We start from the raw sequence: 17,271 nt of genomic DNA on the forward strand, positions 1-17,271 counted from the left end.
CCGGGCCGCCCCAAGGCGGGTCCCCGCCCCCCTCGGGGGGCTGCCGCGTGGCGGCTGGGGGCTCACCCTGCCGGGGCGCGCGTCAGCGCGTAGGGGTCTACCCTTAGCCCAGCTTGGCCAGGGCCGCGTTCAGCGTGGCGCTGGGACGCATGGACTTGCTGGTCAGCTCAGGGCTGGGACGGTAGTAGCCGCCGATGTCGTTCGGCTTGCCCTGCACCGCGCCCAGTTCGGCCACGATCTTGGCCTCGTTGTCGGCCAGTTCCTTGGCGACCGGGGCAAACGCGGCCTGCAGTTCCTTGTCGTCGGTCTGGGCGGCCAGGGCCTGGGCCCAGTACAGGGCCAGGTAGAAGTGGCTGCCGCGGTTATCCAGGCCGCCGACCTTGCGGGCGGGCGACTTGTCTTCGTCCAGGAACTTGCCGGTGGCCTGGTCCAGCGTGGTGGCCAGGACCTTGGCCTTGGCGTTCTTGTACGTGTCGGCCAGGTGTTCGATGGAAGCGGCCAGGGCCAGGAACTCGCCCAGCGAATCCCAGCGCAGGAAGCCTTCTTCCAGGAACTGCTGCACGTGCTTGGGCGCCGAACCGCCGGCGCCGGTCTCGAACAGGCCGCCGCCGGCCATCAGCGGAACGATGGACAGCATCTTGGCGCTGGTGCCCAGTTCCATGATGGGGAACAGGTCGGTCAGGTAGTCGCGCAGCACGTTGCCGGTGACCGAGATGGTGTCCTGGCCCTTGCGGATGCGCTCGACCGACAGCCGGGTGGCCTCGACCGGCGACAGGATCCGGATGTCCAGGCCGCTGGTGTCGTGATCCTTCAGGTATTTCTCGACCTTGGCGATGATCTGGGCGTCGTGGGCGCGGTTCTTGTCCAGCCAGAACACGGCCGGCACGCCCGTGGCGCGGGCGCGGCTGACGGCCAGCTTGACCCAGTCCTGCACCGGGGCGTCCTTGGTCTGGCACATGCGGAAGATGTCGCCGGCTTCGACCGGCTGCTCCAGCAGCACCTTGCCGGCTTCGTCGACCACGCGCACCGTGCCGTCGGCCGGAAGCTGGAAGGTCTTGTCGTGCGAACCGTATTCCTCGGCGGCCTGGGCCATCAGGCCGACGTTGGGCACCGTGCCCATCGTGACCGGGTCGAACGGACCGTTCTTCTTGCAATCCTCGATGACGACCTGGTAGACATCGGCGTAGCAGCGATCGGGCACCACGGCCTTGGCGTCATGCAGTTGGCCGTCCGGGCCCCACATCTTGCCCGACTCACGGATCATGGCGGGCATCGAGGCGTCGACGATGACGTCGCTGGGCACGTGCAGGCTGGTGATGCCCTTGTCGGAGTTCACCATGGCCAGTTCGGGCCGCTTGGCGTATTCGGCCTTGATGTCAGCCTCGATCTCGGCCTGCTTGCCGGCCGGCAGGTCCTTGATCTTGGCGTACAGGTCGCCCAGGCCGTTGTTGGGGTCGAAACCCACCTGCTTGAGCGCGTCGGCGTGCTTGGCCAGCACGTCCTTGAAGAAAACGGACACCACCTGGCCGAACAGGATGGGGTCCGAGACCTTCATCATGGTGGCCTTCAGGTGCACCGAGAACAACACGCCCTGCTTCTTGGCGTCTTCGATCTGGGCCTCGATGAAGCTGGTCAGCGCCTTCTTGCTCATGGTCGAGGCGTCGATGATCTCGCCCGCCTTGACCGCGGTCTTTTCCTTCAGGACCTTGGTGGAACCGTCCTTGCCGACCAGCTCGATGCGGACGTTGCCGGCGTTCTGGATCACGGCCGACTTTTCGCTGCCGTAGAAATCACCGCTTTCCATGTGGGCGACGTGCGACTTCGAGTCGGCGCTCCAGGCACCCATCTTGTGGGGGTGCTTGCGGGCGTAGTTCTTGACCGACAGCGGCGCGCGGCGGTCGGAGTTGCCCTCGCGCAGGACCGGGTTCACGGCGCTGCCCTTGATCTTGTCGTAGCGGGCCTTGACGTCCTTGTCGGTGTCGTTCTTGACCTCGTCCGGATAGTCGGGAAGCTTGTAGCCCTTTTGCTGCAGTTCCTTGATCGCGGCCTTGAGCTGCGGGATCGAGGCGCTGATGTTGGGCAGCTTGATGATGTTGGCTTCGGGCGTGGTCGCCAGTTGGCCCAGGTAGGCCAGGTCGTCCGAGATTTTCTGCGCGTCGGTCAGGTACTCGGGGAAGACGGCGATGATGCGGCCGGAAAGGGAGATATCCCGCGTTTCGACGGCGACGCCGGCGGAACGGGTGAAAGCCTGGACGATGGGCAGCAGCGAGTACGTCGCCAATGCAGGCGCTTCGTCAGTGAGGGTGTAGATGATCTTCGACGTGGTAGACATTCTTTATTGAATCTCACTCGATTACGGAAGTAGCGGAGATTCTCGGACAACCCCGGGGCCGGCGTGGCGCCGGTGGCCCTGCGGGGGGACGGCGCGCATGCGCCCTGGCACCCGCGCGCCGGCTTCGATTGCCTGGAGAATCGCGTCCTCGCGAATGCCGTGGCGGCCCGGGCCTCCCGGCCCCGGATCCGCGGCTTTCACAATGCGGAGTGGGATTTTATCACTGCCGGCCCGGTCGGCGCCCCTGGCTGAAACAGCGGAAAAACGGCGTCCGGCCCTTGCGGACGCGCGGGCGGGCCCCGAACCCCGATTTGCGCGACAATTGCAGCATCGTCCACGCGCGGCGCCCGCCGGCCCCGCCCCCCTGCCCCGTCCCCCGCAATGACAGCGCCGAGCAGCGACACTCCATTCAGCCTCAAACAGATCGCCATCCCGGCATTCGGTCCATCGGTCCTCTACGGCGTCGGCAACGGCGCCATCCTCCCCGTCATCGCGCTCAGCGCCCGTGAACTCGGCGCCTCGGTGGCCGTGGCGGGCCTGATCGTGTCGCTGATGGGCATAGGCTCGCTGGTCAGCAATATCCCCGCGGCCATGATCACGTCCCGCCACGGGGAACGGCGGTCCATGGCGGGCGCGGCCGCCTTCAGCGTGATGGCGCTGCTGCTGTGCATCTTCGCCCCCCATGCCTGGATGCTGGGCGTGGGCGTATTCATGGTGGGCATGGCGTCGTCGGTCTTCCTGCTGGCCCGCCAGACCTACCTGATCGATGCCGTGCCTTCCTATATGCGGGCGCGGGCGCTCTCGACCCTGGGCGGCACGAATCGGATAGGGGTCTTCATCGGCCCCTTCGCCGGCGCGGCCATGATCCACTTCATCGGGCTCGACGGCGCGTACTGGGTGGCCGCCGTGGCGATCTCGGGCTCCGGGTTGATCGCCTGGCTCGCGCCGGAGATGACCAGCGAAAGCCATGCCGCCTCGGCCCGCGCCAAACCGCGGGTCCAGGACATCGCGCGCGACCATGCCAAGGTCTTCCTGACGCTGGGCCTGGGCATCCTGCTGGTCAGCGCGCTGCGGTCGTCGCGCCAGGTCGTGATCCCGCTCTGGGCAGACCACCTCGGACTGGCCCCCGCTTCCGTCTCCATCATCTATGGCCTGGTCGCCGCCATCGACATGTCGGTGTTCTACCCGGCCGGCACCATCATGGACCGGCACGGCCGCCTCTGGGTCGCCCTGCCGTCCGTGCTGCTGATGGGCGGCGCGCTGATGGCCACCTCGCTCACGACCAGCGTCGTGCCCTTCCTGATCGTCTCGCTGATCCTGGGCTTCGGCAACGGCATCAGTTCCGGCATCGTCATGACCCTGGGCGCCGACTCCTCGCCCCCCCACGGCCGCACGGAGTTCCTGGGCATCTGGCGCCTGATCGCCGACGTCGGCAACAGCCTGGGGCCGGTCATCCTGTCGGCCATCACGGCCATCGCGTCGTTGACCATAGGGGTGGCGTCGGTGGGTACCCTCGGCCTGGCCGCCGCCGCCGTCCTTTGGCGATGGCTGCCGAAGAGGCCCCCCCCTGCGCGCTGACGCGCGCCCGGTATGGCGGGGCCCCAGCCGCTACGCGGCAGCCCCCCAAGGGGGCCGGAACCCGCCTTGGGGCGGCCCGGCGCCGGGTCCCGGGGGGCGACGCGGGCGGACCGGCTAAGCCGGATCCACCGCATCCTGGGTCTGCCTGGCATCACGAGGGGGCCTGGGCGGGGCCTGCATCATTCGGGTTTTACGCCGGCTTCGGCGATCACTTCTTCCCAGCGCTTTTTTTCGCTGCGGATGAAGTCGCGCGCCTGGGCCTGGGACTTGATCATCGGATAGGTGCCCAGTTCCGCCAGGCGCGCGGCGAAGGGGCCCTGGCGCAGCGCCGCGTTGACGTCGGCGCTGGCCCGGTCGATCACGGCCTGGGGCGTGCCCTTGGGGGCGAACATGGCGAACCAGCCGGAAGCGACGGTGCCTGGCACGGCGTCCTTGGCCAGCGGAATGCCGTCCAGGCCGGGCAGCGCTTCATCGGCCGTGACGGCGATGGCCTTGATGCGGCCGCTGCGCACCAGCGGGATCAGCGGCGCGGTGCCGTCGACATACAGCGGAATGTCGCCCTTGATCAGCGCCTGGATCGCCTGGGTGGTCCCGCTGAAGCCGATCTGCCGGAAACGGGCATGGCCATACTGGCCCATCATCTCGGACGTCAGGTGGGGAATGGACCCGCGGCGGGGACTGCCGATGACCACGTCGTCCGGCCGGGCCCTGGCGGCGGCCAGGATCTCGGCCACGTTCTTGTAGGGCGCCTGGGCATTGGCGACGAACAGCATGGGCGTATAGGCGATGGTGGCCACGGTCTCGGCATCGCGTTCGATGTCGAAGCGGGCTTCCTTGTACATGACCGGCGTGGTCACGGCCGCCGCGGCGTGGAACAGCCCCAGCGTGTAGCCGTCGGGCGCGGCCTGGGCCAGTTCCTGCATCGCGGCGATGCCGTTGCCGGCGGGGCGGTTCTCCACCACCACCTGCTGGCCCCAGGCCGCGGTCAGCCGTTCGGCCACCAGCCGCGCGATGATGTCCGGGGCGCTACCGGCGATGGACGGCACCACCATTTTCACCATGCGGCCCGGATAGGCCTCGGCGGCAACGGCCGGCGCGGCGGCCAGGATGCCCGACAGCGCCGCGGCGCAGGCCAGTTTGCGATCCATCTCGTGTCTCCTCCGGTACGCGACCGTATTTGATATGCATTCAATTAATGTACGGATAATTGAATGCATATCAAATAATGGTTTGTACGGAGGTATCGGTGCCCATCAAAGTAGGGCAAGCGTCGTAGACACCGCCTGATTTCAGATTTCCCGTCACAGACCGTCCTCGGCGGAAGCGTCGAATTTCCCATGCCTGGATGCCAGGCTGGGCAGCAACAGCAGATTCAACGTGGTAGAAGTCACCAACCCGCCCAGAATGACCAGTGCCATCGGCCCCTCGATCTCCCGGCCCGGGGCGCCGGCTCCCACAGCCAATGGCAACAGTCCGAGCGCTGTCGCCAGCGCCGTCATCAGGATAGGCACCAAGCGTTCGACCGCGCCGCAATGTGCCGTCGAGGCGTTCCAGGGACATCCTTCCGCAAGCGTCAAACTCTCGTAGTGTGAGATAAGCATCACCGCGTTGCGCAAACTGATGCCGAACAAAGTCACGAAGCCCACCAGTGCTCCCAGCGTCACGCCGCCGCCAGCCGCCACCAGAGCCAGCACCCCGCCCGAGAGGGCAAACGGCAGGCTCATCAGCGTCAGCGCCACGTTTCGGATGCGGCGCTGAACCAGCCACAGCATCAACGCAATCGCAACCGCCGCTATCAGCGAATGCCCCAGCAGCTTGCGAGCGGCCTGCGCTTGCGCCTGTGCCGCGCCGGAAAACTCCACATAGTCCCCAGCCGCCAGCCCGGCCTTGCTGGCAATCAACTGCTTGGCTTCGGTCACGAACGAAGCCACATCGCGTCCCGAAACGTTACAAGTGATGGTTTGCACCCGGCGGCCGCCCGAGCGCAGTACGGCGTAGCGGCCCGAGCCGGCGTACACATCCGCCACCTGGTCCAGCCTCACCATCGAGCCTTCAGGCGTCCTGACCGCAAGGGCCTTCACGTCAGCGATATCACGGCGCTCCCCCTGAGCCAGGATGACGCTGACGTTGAACATCCGATTGCCGTCCTGCACCTGTCCTGCCGTCGTGCCCTTGAAAGCGGTCTGCGCGGCATCCAGTACATCGGCAGCGGACAGACCCCAATGGGCAAGCGCCTCGGGCCGAAGCCGAATGGCGATTTCCGGCATTCCGGACGGCGCTTCGACATGCACGCCGGTGGCACCGGACAGTTCCCCTAGCAGGCGGGCAATCCGTCCGGCCTCGGCATCCAGTTGATCTAGGTCCTGGCCGTAGACGCTCACCGCCACAGCGGCGGTATAGCCGGACAAGGTTTCCTCGACGCGTTCGGTCAGGAAAGTCTTGACCGAAAAGACGATGCCTGGCGTTTGCTCCAAGGCACCCAGGATCGCCGTCTCGACCGCGCGTGCTTCGGCATTGGAGGACGTGGGCAGCAGGTCCACGTCGAACTCGCTGTAGTGGGGTCCCCAGGTATCGTCGGCCTGCTCGGCGCGCCCCGCCCGCTGCGCCACCAAACGCACCTCGGGAATCGCCGACAGCCGCGTCGAGATGCCATCGCCGATACGCAGCGACTCGGCCAGGGATGTTCCCGGCAACATGGACACATGGATGATGTAGTGTCCCTCGCGCAGCTCGGGCAGAAAATCGCCGCCCAACCAAGGCAGCATCGCCAGAACCGCGAGCGTCATCGCAACGGCTCCAGCCACTACCCAGGCCCAGCGCCGCTCCACAGCCTCGAGCACTCGCGCATAGCCGGCCTTGAGCCAACCGGCTATGCGCGTATCGCACTCGGCCTCGCAGCGTTTCGGCAACAGTGTCAAACACAATGCGGGCGTGATCGTGATGGCCACCGCCAGCGACGCCATGGTCGCCAACAGGTAGCTCGTCGCCAACGGCGCGAACAGGCGGCCCGCCAGTCCCGGCAGCGTCAACACAGGCAGGAATACCAACCCGATGGCGAGCGTGGCGTAGACCACGGCGCTACGCACTTCCAGCGTCGCATGCAGGACCACCCGAGCGGCCGGTTCGGGGAGAGCGAGCCGCATATTCAACCGCAGCCGCCGGTGGACGTTCTCGACCACGATGATTGCATCATCCACCAGGAGGCCGATGGCTATTGCCAAGCCGCCAAGGGTCATGGTGTTGAGACTGACGCCTCGTTCGACCAGGACGGACACGGCCGCCAGCAACGACAACGGAATGGCGGCCAATGCAATAGCCGACGTACGCCAGTTGGCCAGGAACAGGACTACCACGGCAACCACCAGGCCAGCGCCGATAAACAGCGACTTCTTGACGTTGTCTGTAGCAGCTTCGATGAAATTAGCGGGTCGAAACACGTTCGGAGCCAGCGCCACGCCTTCCGTCTCCAACCGAGGACGCAGCTCGGCCATGGCACTCTCAATGGCCTGAGTCACGGCGACCGTATCGGCGCCATACTGTTCCGATATCATCAACTGCACGGCAGGCTGGCCGTTGAAAGTCGCAGCACCTACCGGCGGCTCAGGCGCTTCGCGCACATCGGCCACATCGCCCAGGGTGAGATTGGCGCCATCCAGCCTGCGCAATACGCTCGCGGCCACCACAGCCGGCTGGCTTGCCGGGGGATCGGTTCGAATGACGATGCGCTGGTTCGCATCATCGATGAAACCGGTGCCGCGCATGCCTAGTGTCTTGCGGGCCGCTTCGAGTATCTCATTGACGGTCAGTCCGTACTGGACAAGCCGGTCGCGGTGCACCTGGATCTGGATCTCCTTCACATCGCCACCGAACACCGAGACCTTCGCCACGCCCGGCACGGCAAGCAGGCGCGGCTTCACCGTCCAGTCCGCCAGTGTCCGCAAGTCCATCATCGTACGCGTGCGGGAAGTCATGGCGGCTACCAGCACGGTACTGACGGAGGAAGTCAGTGCCGACATGACGGGTGCCTGCACGCCGGCGGGAAGCTGCGCTGCCACGGCTCCCAGCCGCTCGGAGAGGTTTTGCCGATCGCGAAAAATATCGCTGTCGGACTCGAAACTTGCCGTCACCACGGACAGACCCTGTATGGACTGCGAACGCAGCCGGACAAGGCCTGCCGCGCCGTTTACCGCGTTTTCCACCAGTTGGGTGACGAGCAACTCGACCTGTTCCGGTGCAAGGCCTGGCGCCTCGGTCTGAATGCTGACCTGAGGTGGGGCGAACTCGGGAAATACGTCATGGCGGGCACTCTGAAGTACAAAAACGCCATAGGCGGAAAGCAAGACGGCCAATGCCAGCGCAGGTCCCCGATAACGCAGCGAGGCCCGGACAATGGCTGTAAGCAGGCGTGGAGCGCTCGTCATTTTTCCTCCTTGCCAGCTGTGTTGGAGGACTGCAACTCCTGCGACAAAAGCGCCTGCGCGCCGCTCGACACCACCGCGCCGCCAACGAAGCCAGGCACGAACCAGCCGTCTTCGATGCGGCGGCCTGAGATGACCTCGCGCCGTTCGAACCGCCCCGATGAAGTCTCCACATAGACCCACCGCTTGCCCTGCCACCACAGCAGCGCATTGATGGGCAACCTCGCGCCGACCTCCTGCCTGCCCGTTCCAACACTCGCGGACAGCGTCATTCCAGAGAGGATCCCCTCTGCACCGGCCTCGTAGAAGAATGCCCCGCGTTGAATGCGCGGGTCAGCCGCCGGAGCCCGGGAAATCAGGCGGGCGGTCCGGAATACTCCACCCGGAGTCGCCACCTTGATGCTGGCGGGCATCGGCTCCACCCCATCCCCCGCTTCCGGGACCACGCGCAACAACACACTCCGGCCGGCCATCAGGCGGCCCCACAGAGGCCCGCGCTGGCTGATCGATACGGCGATCTCCTGGCTCCAGCGAGCACGGACGTTGGCGCGCATGGCAGCCAACGCTGTTTCGCTGGCGCGGGCATTGGCGTCATCGGCACGCCAGGCCGCCTCCGCCACCTCCAGGGCTCGATCAGACACATTGCGATCCTGCTCATGCAGGTTTCGGAGCCGCTCGAAATCCCGTTTCGATGCGACCAGCGCCGCGGCTGCACGATCGGCTTGTGCTTGTGCCGCTGCCATCGTGCTCGCTGCATCGGCCAAATCCTGAATAGACAGGGCCGTGGCTATAGCGGACATTTCCCCCTGCAACTCCACCAGTTCAATGGCGCTGACGCCAATGCCTGCGCGTGCACGCTCCTGAGGGCTGACAGCGATGCCTGGCTGGTCCGGATCGGTTGCGTCGTTACGAGCCGCCAGGACTGGGTGGCTCTCCGGGATCATTTCCGATAACTGCCACCAGGCCCATGGGCTTACGGCCACCCCTCCAATGGCGGCCACGAGGATAAGAAAAAATTTTCGGCTCATGGCTGGCCTTGCTGTTGGGTTGAAGACGACGGAGAAGTCAGAGACTGACGAAGCGCGGTTTCAAGCCGGCCGGCAGCGCGGTGCGCGTCCAGGAGCGCATCGACGCGCGTGGACTCTGCCAGGGAAGCGTCCAACCTCGCAGCCAGTAAAGCCAGTCGGTCCGTCGCGCCGGCCTGGAAGGCCAATTCCGCTGAATGCAGTCGCATGCGTTGATCGTCGGCCATGACTCGTGTCAGCCGTATCACCCGTATCGCTTGCGCATAGGCCGCGCGCGCGGTCTCGATATCGGCAATAGCCTGTTCCTGCACCGCTCTAAATTTCGCGGCAGCCGCTGCACGCCTTGCCTCTGCTTCGGCAATCGGTCCCTGGTTTCGATCGAACAGCGGTAGTATCAATCCCAAGGCCAACGACCATTTGACGGTTCCCGCGTCCCAGGAATAACCAGGACCGATCGAAAGATCTGGATATTGCCTGGCGACCTCCAGCTCCAGGGCCGTCTGCGCGGCTTCGTACTCGGCCAGAGCAGACAGCACATCCGGTCGAGTCCGCGCAGCGAATCCCGCCTCCACATCCATGGCGGCAACCTTGGGCAGTTCATCGTTCGATAGATCGGTGAACGGCAGATCGGCTCGAAATATCGCGCGCTCGGATACGCCGACGGCGGAGGCAAGCGCGCGCAAATGATCGACTCGACGACGAGACGCATCTTCGACCAACAGCACGGACTGCCGAGCAGCCACACGAGCCAGCAAGGCCTCGCCGCTGGATACCAACCCCGCTGCAAGACGCCGCTGGATCTCCGCTGACAACTCTGCCTGGATCAGAGAGCGCTCCCGTGCAAGGGAGTCGATCGGATAGGCGCCGATATAGGCCTCGAGAACACGGGCGCGAACCTGCCAGAAAACCTCTGCCTCGGCATGAACGGCGGCTTGCTCCAGCCACACCGCACGTGCGATGCGATAGCCCCGCTTGCCAGCGGTTTCGATGGGAATGCTCAGCCCCACGCCATACGTCCATGCGTTCGTATCGGGCGCGGCATCGGTATTCTTTTGCGCGGAGCCCGCTAGTCCAGGGTTGGGGCGCGCCCCTGCCGTGATGACAGCCGCCTCGGCAACCAGACGCCGGGCATGCAGAGTAGCGAGATCGGGATTGTGCAGTGCCGCTTCGGCCTGAAGCCGCGCCAGGGCCCAGGGGCCGGGGTCGAGCGAACGCGACTCGAATGCAACGGCCGCGGCCTGCGGATCGATCGGTTTCGCTTGAAAACTAGCGCAGCCGGTCAAGACCACGCTCAGACTGACGGCGGCACGCCATCGCGCGCGCGCGGCCGCCGCCGCCAAGGTAGCGATCAAAGATTGCATGGAAATCCTCGTTTGGGCGAAAAGCTACGGCGCCGGAACCGTCAATGCGGTTTCACGGCGCGGACAACCACACGCGGCGTCAGGCCGCGAGCCCAGTTCGAGGAGGTTTTTCGATGGAAGAAGGCGGGCCGGACGGAGGATGGCCCGATACGACATCCGGGATCGCGCCGTCCGGCTCGTGGAACACCGGCAGCGATTGCTCTCGCGTCGGAAGAGCCACGTTGGCCAAAAGATTCTCGTAGATCGAGCGCTTGGCCTTGGGGGAATACTGCGGGGCGACCTTGGAAGCATCCGCCGACGTATCAGCGGCCACCACGACCGCGGCACCTCCCATCTCGGCAAACATTTCGTCCAGATACGGCGCGTCTCCCAAGTTGAGCACGACGCACAACAAGAGGAGATACATGAGGAGTGGACGAAGTAAGAAGTTCATCCCGGACGGAGGTGACTACACCCAAGAAGAAATACCACACATTCCGCCACCTTTCCAGCCTGCGACCAATCGGATCAAAATCCGGTGGTGCGCATAGCGCCGGACACGAGACCCGGCGGTGGCCGAAGTGCTGGAGCGGGTACTCCGCGCCCTCGGATCAGGCGGGCTTGCGCGCACGCCTGGCGCCCGCGCCGTTCGCCCGCCAGGCGGCGATGCCGTCCAGCGTGAGGCGCAGCCCTTCGTCGAAGGCCGTGGCCGAGCTCAGGCGGGCGAACGAGTGGCTGATGGCGCGCGCGGCGGGGTACCGGTCCGCGGACTCCAGGCGCGCCCGGATGAAATCCTCGTGGTAGGCCGGCATCTGCCGCGAAGCCTCGGCCATGCTGGCACCCACCAGGTACTGGGCGATCAGGTGGTAGGCCAGCGCCACCTGGTCGTGCGTGAAACCGCCCTGCATAATGGCCGAGGCCATGTGGTTGAAGAACACCATGCCGTAGTCGGTCTCGTCCGGCTCGACGTCCTGGAACAACCGGTAGCGGTTGTGCGAGGCCACGTACATGCTGGCGCCCGGGTTGGCGATGGCCACGGCGAAGCTCAGCCGCGCGATGGTCTCGACGTCGGAGCGCCAATCGCCGGTCAGCGCGGGCAGCTTTTCTACCCGCTGGCGGTAGTAGTCGTTCAGGACGCCCGACACCAGCTTGTCGCGCCCGCCCATGTAATAGTGGATCAGGCCGGGCGCCACGCCGAAGTCACGCGCCAGCTGCACCATCGATATCTGGTCCAGCGGCATGCTCTTGGCCAGGTCTATCGCGCGCTGCAGTATGGCCCAGCGGCTCAGCAACGGCTCGGCGGTGATGGGCGATTCGACCTTGGGGGGACGGCCCCGGCGGCGGGGAGCGGTGGCCTGGGCGTCGGCCTTCTTGGGGGCGGGCATGGCGGGCGGGGCGGATGGAAACGTCACTATCGTAGGGAATTATTGCCAGGGCGGCAATTTTCGCGCCGTTCCGGCTCCCGCCCGGGCTCTCGCTATCCGGCCAGCGCCGCCACTCCGGCTGCCTCCATCTCGCGGACCAGATCCGGATACTGGAGCTTCAGGCGGTCGCGATCGACGCGGCCGGTACGGGTCATGAAGCGATAGACGAATTCGTGCGGCGACTCGATCCGCATCCATTCGCCCACACGCTCGTACCAGTTGTACGACGCCTCCGAGGCGCGGATGAGCCGCTGCTTGGCGGGCTTGCGCGACGCCACGTACAACTCCAGCGCGCCACCGATGTCGCCCGGCCGCTGCCGCAGCGCCTCGGCCAGCGCGACGGCGTCCTCCATCGCGATGCGGGTGCCCGAGCCGATGGAGAAATGCGCGCTGGCCAGCGCGTCGCCCAGCAACACGCGGTTGCCCGCATGCCAGGAACGATTGCGGACCACCGGGAACTGGCGCCAGCTGGAATGGTTGGACACCAGCCCGTGCCCATCCAGCTCCGGCGCGAACACTTCCTCGAACAGGGTTTGCCGCGCCCGCGCGTCCATCGCCTCCATGCCGAAATCGTGCCAGGTCCGGTCGTCGCACTCGGCCACGAAGGTGCTCATCGCCGCCGAATACGGGTAGTAGTGCGCGATGAAACAGCCGCCCCGCCATTCGCGGAACACCAGCGCCGGCGTCTCGAACGCCTTGTCGACGCCGTACCAGGCGAAGTGGTTGGTCAGCCGGCCGTGCGTGGTGCCGAAGGCGGCTTCGTCGGCCGCGCGCAGCGTCGAGTTCACGCCATCCGCCCCCACCACCAGGTCGGCGTCCAGCGCCTGGACGTCGGCCAGCCGGTGCTCGTGCCGGACATCCACGTCCAGCCGGCGGGCATGGTCCTGCAGGATGCGCAGCAGGTCGATGCGCGGGATGGCGCCGCCCCCCGCGCCAGGCCGGCGCACGACGATGGGCTGCTCGCGCATGACGATGGTCTGGCGGTCGTTGAAGCGCATGGCGCCCATGAGATCCTCGACCACCTCGGGCGCCGCCTCGCGCAGCGAGGCCAGGCCGCTGTCGGCCAGCACCACGCCGAAGCCGAAGGTTGCGTCCGCCGGATTCTGCTCGTGCACGTCGATGCGCGCGTGCGGCAGGCGCTGTTTGAGCAGGATGGACAGGAACAGTCCCGACGGGCCGCCGCCGACGATGGTGACCCTCATGGCGACTCCGTCGGATCGATGGCGAGGGTGTCCATGTCGAACGCGGCGATGCGGCCCGCCAGGCCGCCGGTCAGCGCGCCGTACCAGACGGCGGGCTTGAAGCCCAGCTCCTTGCGCCGGAAACGCAGGCCGGGCGTGCCGTCGATGCGGGCATAGCCGGCCTCGACGCGATGGACGGCATACCCGCGGGCACGCGCATCGTCCAGCAAGGGGGCGAATTCGGGCACGTCCAGCACATATGCCGAGGCCACGCCGGCCGGCCGGCCGGCATCGTCCAGCGCCGCCGCCTTGCGGCGCCACACCGGCTCGATGCCATCCAGGCGCTCGCCCTGCCCCGCCTCCAGCGCCATCGCCGCCTCCAGCGTGCGGGCCGCGTCGTCGGCGTCGGCCTGGCCGAAGGGCCGCAGCTGGGTCGTGATCTCGATGGGGTAGCCGTTGGGATCGTTGAAGTAGATGGACTCGATCACCTCGTGGCGGATCTGGTAGCGCAGCGGGATGCCGGCCGCTTCCACGCGCGCGCGCCACCGCAGCAGTTCGGCCTCGTCCGGCACCTGCCACGCGGTGTGCGTCGCGCGTTCCTGGTAATGGTCGCTCACGCGCAGTTTGTCCGGGCGCTGCGTGCCGATGTAGTAGAAGAACGCGATGGTGCTGCCGTTGCCGCTATCGAAGAAGAAGTGCAGGAAGTCGGCGTGATCGTCCTGCCCCCAGCCGCGCGCGGAAATCGCGTGCACCAGCGGCAGGCCGAGCTGGTCGCGGTAGAAGCGCACCGTCTCGGACAATTTCCAGGTGGGGCGCGCGGTGTGGTGCACGCCGTGCAATCGCAGGGGGGAAAGCGATTCGGTGTTCATGTCGGAAGTTCCTCGTTGCTGGGCGCGGCCTGCGCCAGGATGGCGGCGATCCGCTCCCGCAGGATCTGCTTGCTGAGCTTGCCCGAGGCCGAGAGCGGGAAATCCGCCAGGACCTCGATGCGTTCGGGCCACTTGTACTTGGCCAGCCCTTCGCCGTGCAGGAAGCGGCCCAGCTCCTCGACGTCCGGCGCGCGCGCCGACGGCCTGAGCGTGGCGAACAGGCATGCCTTTTCGCCATAGACCGGATCGGGCATGCCGACCAGCGCGCAATTCAGGATGGCGGGATGGCGGCTGACGACGCCTTCGACCTCCTCGGCGTTGATCTTCTCGCCGCCGCGGTCGATCACGTCCTTGATGCGGCCCTGGAAGAAGTAGTAGCGCCTGCCGCCCTCGACCCGGCTGGACATCAGGTCGCCCGAGCGGTAGTGGCCGTCCGCCGTGAAGCGGTGCGCGTCCTCGGCGGCGGACTTGTAGTAGCCCTGGATGGTGTACGGGCCGCGAAACAGGGCCTCGCCGATCTCGCCGTCCGCCACCGGCTCTTCCGTGCCGGGACGCACGATCTTCACTTCATCATGCGCGGACACCGGCCGGCCGACCGAGCCGTCGTTCAGGTGGCGCGGATCGTCTTCCCGGGTGAACATGATCACGCCCTCGGTCATGCCGAAGATATGCCGCGCCGGGGAGCCGGTAAGCCGGGCCATTCCGCCCGCGTTCTTCGAAGTGATGAAGCGCCGGCGCGCTTTCTCGTCCTCGCCGGCCCGGGCCAGCTCGGGCGCGATGCGGGTCAGGATCGGGCCGGGCGCGCCGAACCAGGTGGGGCGGTGCTCCCGGACCAGCGAGCACAGCGCTTCCTCGGCCAGGTCGGGCGCCACCGTGACCGTGCCGCCGCACAGCAGGAAAGGCCCGAAGCAGCATCCCATGTTGAGGTTGTGCATGTACGGCGTGGGGAAGAACAGTACGTCGTCGCGGGTGTAGCCGTTGCAGGCGGCGACCTCTCGCATGTTGTACAGATACTCGCTCTGGAAGCGGGGGATGATCTTGGGCACCCCGGTCGTGCCGCCGGACAGCTGGAACACCGCCACCTGCCAGGGGTCGTGCGCGATGTCCGCCAGCATCGTCCTGGCACGTTCCCACGGCATGCCGTCGATCAGGCGGCGCAGCCCGTGCGCGCCCGCGCGCGGCTCGCCCCGCGCCTGGACGATGTGGCGCAGCGTGGGCACGGCCTCCTGCATCTCGCGCGCGAAGGCCACATCGTCGAACCGGGCGTCGTCGCCCTGGACGAGATGCAGGCGGGCGTCGGCCAGCTTCGCCAGATAGCCGACCTCCAGCCTGCGGAAGGCGTGCAGCGCGCAGACAGGGATCAGGCCCGCCTTCAGGCAGGCCAGGAAGGCCACCAGCAGTTCGGCGCAGTTGCCGCTCTGCAGCAGCACGCGGTCGTGCTGGGCCAGCCCCAGCGCCAACATGGCCGCGCCCAGCCGGTCGCTGTCGCGGTCCAGTTCGCGATAGCTCATCCGTACCTGCGGCCCCACCAGGGCCAGCCGGTCGGCATGCAGGGCGAACGAACGGGCGAACGCTCCGGCCAGCGTCTCGCTGCCCAGCAGGCCCAGCCCCGCGTAGCGGCGCAGGCGGTCGGCGTCGGGATAGCGCACGCCCTCCAGCCGGATTTTCGGTTCCACGTCGATCATGTCTCCATCCATCTTCGTTCTTCCGCTACCCCATCTTCTCGCGCAGCCACTGGCCCACCGCGCGTCCGGCGACACGCTGGCCGGGCTCTTCGCCCGGAGCCAGCGCCAGGCCGTGATGGTTGCCGCGCACCCGCACGTGGCGCTTGTCCGCGGCCCCGATCTGTTCGTGGATCATCCGGATGTCGGCCGGGAAGGTGCATTGATCCCCCGTGTACTCCACCAGCAGCGTGGGCTGGGTGATGGCGCCCGCGGTCTTTTCCAGCGAAGCGTTGGACGACAGCCCCGACCAGGTGGACAGCCAGGACTCGGGCGTGACCACCCGGCCGAACCCGACGCTGCCGCAGTTCGAGACCAGCGGATTCCGGCCCCACAGCGATCCCGTCCGGCGGTCCGACGGATCGAGGGAGATGTCCCAGGAGCGAAGATCGGCGTCGGTGCGCCACACCTGGAAGATGGGCGCATGCGCCGCGATCCGCTGGTCGGCCATCGACGCCCCGCCGGCCTTCACCTTCGCCCTGGCTTCGGCCTTGCGCCGCAGCAGCTCGCGCGCGCGGGCGTCGATCCGCGCCACCCGCGCGGCCTGGGCGGCCCGGTAGCGCCGGACGAATGCCGGGTCGTAGGTGGCGGAGCCGGCCTCGGCATCGTAGCCGTTGTCCCGCGAGAAGGGATCCAGCGCGGCGTCGGTTTCCAGCGGATCGTCCTCGGACACCACCGAGGGATCGATGCCGGCCATGAGCAGCCTGCCCTGTCCCGGATGCGGCGACAGCAGGATCATCCCGTCCGCGCGCGGCATCTCCAGCCCGGCCAGGGCGACAGGCCGCCCGCCCGGCGCCCGGGCGATGCGTTCGGCCCCGGGCAGCGACGACTGCTGGTTGTAGAAGGTGTACAGGCCGGCGCCGCCTGAGTTGCCCAGCATCGCGATCTTCTCGTAGCCCATTGCCCGCAGGTGCGCCATGCCGGCCGCCACGTCGAACAACGCCACCTCGTGCTCCAGCCGCAGGTCGTTGCCGATGGAGCGCGATCCCTGCACCCAGCAGGCGCATCCGGCATCCAGCACATGGGGCACCATGTAGTGCGTCACCGCCATTTCACGCGGATGCATCAGCGACACGACGGTCTTGCCGGACTCGGCGGTGGTGAACAGGAAGCCCAGCGTGCGCTGGCCGTCCGCCGTGCCCAGTGCATAGGGAACCACCTGGTACGGCCGGCTCATGAGCCGGGGGTCCCACGACGCCCCTCTCATGCCGGCCGTGACGACCGGCTTGTCGGTAGTGGCCAAGGGAGTCTCCTCGAAATAAATATCACCCTATCAATAAAATTATTCCTTATTTGACATCATGTCAATTATTTCCGGCCGACAGCCCTGCCCCCATTGTCGGCGGCGCCGGGCCGCCGTACCATCTGACGCCCATGGAACGA

12 protein-coding genes are annotated in these 17,271 nt (G+C 66.9%); 1 reads left to right on the forward strand and 11 read right to left on the reverse strand.

Annotated features, from left to right (window positions below; all coding sequences use genetic code 11):
- Positions 1-103 precede the first annotated feature (103 nt).
- Positions 104-2,332 carry an NADP-dependent isocitrate dehydrogenase gene (locus AC1Q6E_RS09815; protein ID WP_492572647.1) on the reverse strand — a complete coding sequence of 743 codons (2,229 nt, stop codon included), beginning with the start codon at positions 2,330-2,332 and terminating at the stop codon, positions 104-106.
- 381 nt (positions 2,333-2,713) lie between these two features.
- Between AC1Q6E_RS09815 and AC1Q6E_RS09820 the strand changes: the two genes are divergently transcribed.
- Complete coding sequence (locus AC1Q6E_RS09820; RefSeq protein WP_152793208.1) at positions 2,714-3,910, forward strand: MFS transporter; 1,197 nt, start codon at positions 2,714-2,716, stop codon at positions 3,908-3,910.
- Between the two features lie 179 nt (positions 3,911-4,089).
- On the opposite strand, the gene AC1Q6E_RS09825 is transcribed toward AC1Q6E_RS09820, so the two are convergent.
- The 10 genes from AC1Q6E_RS09825 to AC1Q6E_RS09870 form a co-directional block, all read right to left on the reverse strand.
- The gene (locus AC1Q6E_RS09825) at positions 4,090-5,058 is read right to left on the reverse strand and encodes a tripartite tricarboxylate transporter substrate binding protein (RefSeq protein WP_152793209.1); all 969 of its coding nucleotides are present in this window, start codon (positions 5,056-5,058) and stop codon (positions 4,090-4,092) included.
- A gap of 153 nt (positions 5,059-5,211) precedes the next feature.
- Positions 5,212-8,331 (reverse strand): efflux RND transporter permease subunit, encoded by a 3,120-nt coding sequence (locus AC1Q6E_RS09830; RefSeq protein WP_492572648.1) that lies wholly within the window; start codon positions 8,329-8,331, stop codon positions 5,212-5,214.
- Positions 8,328-9,356 (reverse strand): efflux RND transporter periplasmic adaptor subunit, encoded by a 1,029-nt coding sequence (locus AC1Q6E_RS09835; RefSeq protein WP_492572649.1) that lies wholly within the window; start codon positions 9,354-9,356, stop codon positions 8,328-8,330. The genes AC1Q6E_RS09830 and AC1Q6E_RS09835 overlap by 4 nt, the downstream gene beginning before the upstream one ends.
- Positions 9,353-10,714, reverse strand: coding sequence for a TolC family protein (locus AC1Q6E_RS09840; RefSeq protein ID WP_492572650.1), 1,362 nt, complete (start codon positions 10,712-10,714; stop codon positions 9,353-9,355). Before AC1Q6E_RS09840 ends, AC1Q6E_RS09835 begins: the two co-directional genes overlap by 4 nt.
- A gap of 79 nt (positions 10,715-10,793) precedes the next feature.
- Positions 10,794-11,120 carry a hypothetical protein gene (locus AC1Q6E_RS09845; RefSeq protein ID WP_492572651.1) on the reverse strand — a complete coding sequence of 109 codons (327 nt, stop codon included), beginning with the start codon at positions 11,118-11,120 and terminating at the stop codon, positions 10,794-10,796.
- 184 nt (positions 11,121-11,304) lie between these two features.
- Positions 11,305-12,078, reverse strand: a complete 774-nt coding sequence (locus tag AC1Q6E_RS09850; RefSeq protein ID WP_152793210.1) for a TetR/AcrR family transcriptional regulator — start codon at positions 12,076-12,078, stop codon at positions 11,305-11,307.
- Positions 12,079-12,170: 92 nt separating this feature from the next.
- Positions 12,171-13,319, reverse strand: a complete 1,149-nt coding sequence (locus AC1Q6E_RS09855) for an FAD-dependent monooxygenase (protein ID WP_152793211.1) — start codon at positions 13,317-13,319, stop codon at positions 12,171-12,173.
- On the reverse strand, positions 13,316-14,167 hold the full coding sequence (locus AC1Q6E_RS09860) for a VOC family protein (RefSeq protein ID WP_152793212.1): 852 nt from the start codon (positions 14,165-14,167) through the stop codon (positions 13,316-13,318). Before AC1Q6E_RS09860 ends, AC1Q6E_RS09855 begins: the two co-directional genes overlap by 4 nt.
- Positions 14,164-15,852, reverse strand: coding sequence for an AMP-binding protein (locus AC1Q6E_RS09865; RefSeq protein ID WP_152793213.1), 1,689 nt, complete (start codon positions 15,850-15,852; stop codon positions 14,164-14,166). Before AC1Q6E_RS09865 ends, AC1Q6E_RS09860 begins: the two co-directional genes overlap by 4 nt.
- A gap of 25 nt (positions 15,853-15,877) precedes the next feature.
- Positions 15,878-17,065, reverse strand: a complete 1,188-nt coding sequence (locus tag AC1Q6E_RS09870; protein WP_152794610.1) for an alpha/beta hydrolase — start codon at positions 17,063-17,065, stop codon at positions 15,878-15,880.
- Positions 17,066-17,271: the final 206 nt, after the last annotated feature.

This window comes from Pigmentiphaga sp. MLSB6-MA01 (genome assembly GCF_058793475.1).

Coding starts and splice junctions, on each gene's coding strand:
- AC1Q6E_RS09850 (WP_152793210.1), bottom strand. CDS start 12,078: ATGCCCGCCCCCAAGAAGGCCGACGCCCAGGCCACCGCTCCCCGCCGC.
- AC1Q6E_RS09865 (WP_152793213.1), bottom strand. CDS start 15,852: ATGATCGACGTGGAACCGAAAATCCGGCTGGAGGGCGTGCGCTATCCC.
- AC1Q6E_RS09830 (WP_492572648.1), bottom strand. CDS start 8,331: ATGACGAGCGCTCCACGCCTGCTTACAGCCATTGTCCGGGCCTCGCTG.
- AC1Q6E_RS09870 (WP_152794610.1), bottom strand. CDS start 17,065: ATGAGCCGGCCGTACCAGGTGGTTCCCTATGCACTGGGCACGGCGGAC.
- AC1Q6E_RS09835 (WP_492572649.1), bottom strand. CDS start 9,356: ATGAGCCGAAAATTTTTTCTTATCCTCGTGGCCGCCATTGGAGGGGTG.
- AC1Q6E_RS09815 (WP_492572647.1), bottom strand. CDS start 2,332: ATGTCTACCACGTCGAAGATCATCTACACCCTCACTGACGAAGCGCCT.
- AC1Q6E_RS09825 (WP_152793209.1), bottom strand. CDS start 5,058: ATGGATCGCAAACTGGCCTGCGCCGCGGCGCTGTCGGGCATCCTGGCC.
- AC1Q6E_RS09840 (WP_492572650.1), bottom strand. CDS start 10,714: ATGCAATCTTTGATCGCTACCTTGGCGGCGGCGGCCGCGCGCGCGCGA.
- AC1Q6E_RS09845 (WP_492572651.1), bottom strand. CDS start 11,120: ATGTATCTCCTCTTGTTGTGCGTCGTGCTCAACTTGGGAGACGCGCCG.
- AC1Q6E_RS09855 (WP_152793211.1), bottom strand. CDS start 13,319: ATGAGGGTCACCATCGTCGGCGGCGGCCCGTCGGGACTGTTCCTGTCC.
- AC1Q6E_RS09860 (WP_152793212.1), bottom strand. CDS start 14,167: ATGAACACCGAATCGCTTTCCCCCCTGCGATTGCACGGCGTGCACCAC.
- AC1Q6E_RS09820 (WP_152793208.1), top strand. CDS start 2,714: ATGACAGCGCCGAGCAGCGACACTCCATTCAGCCTCAAACAGATCGCC.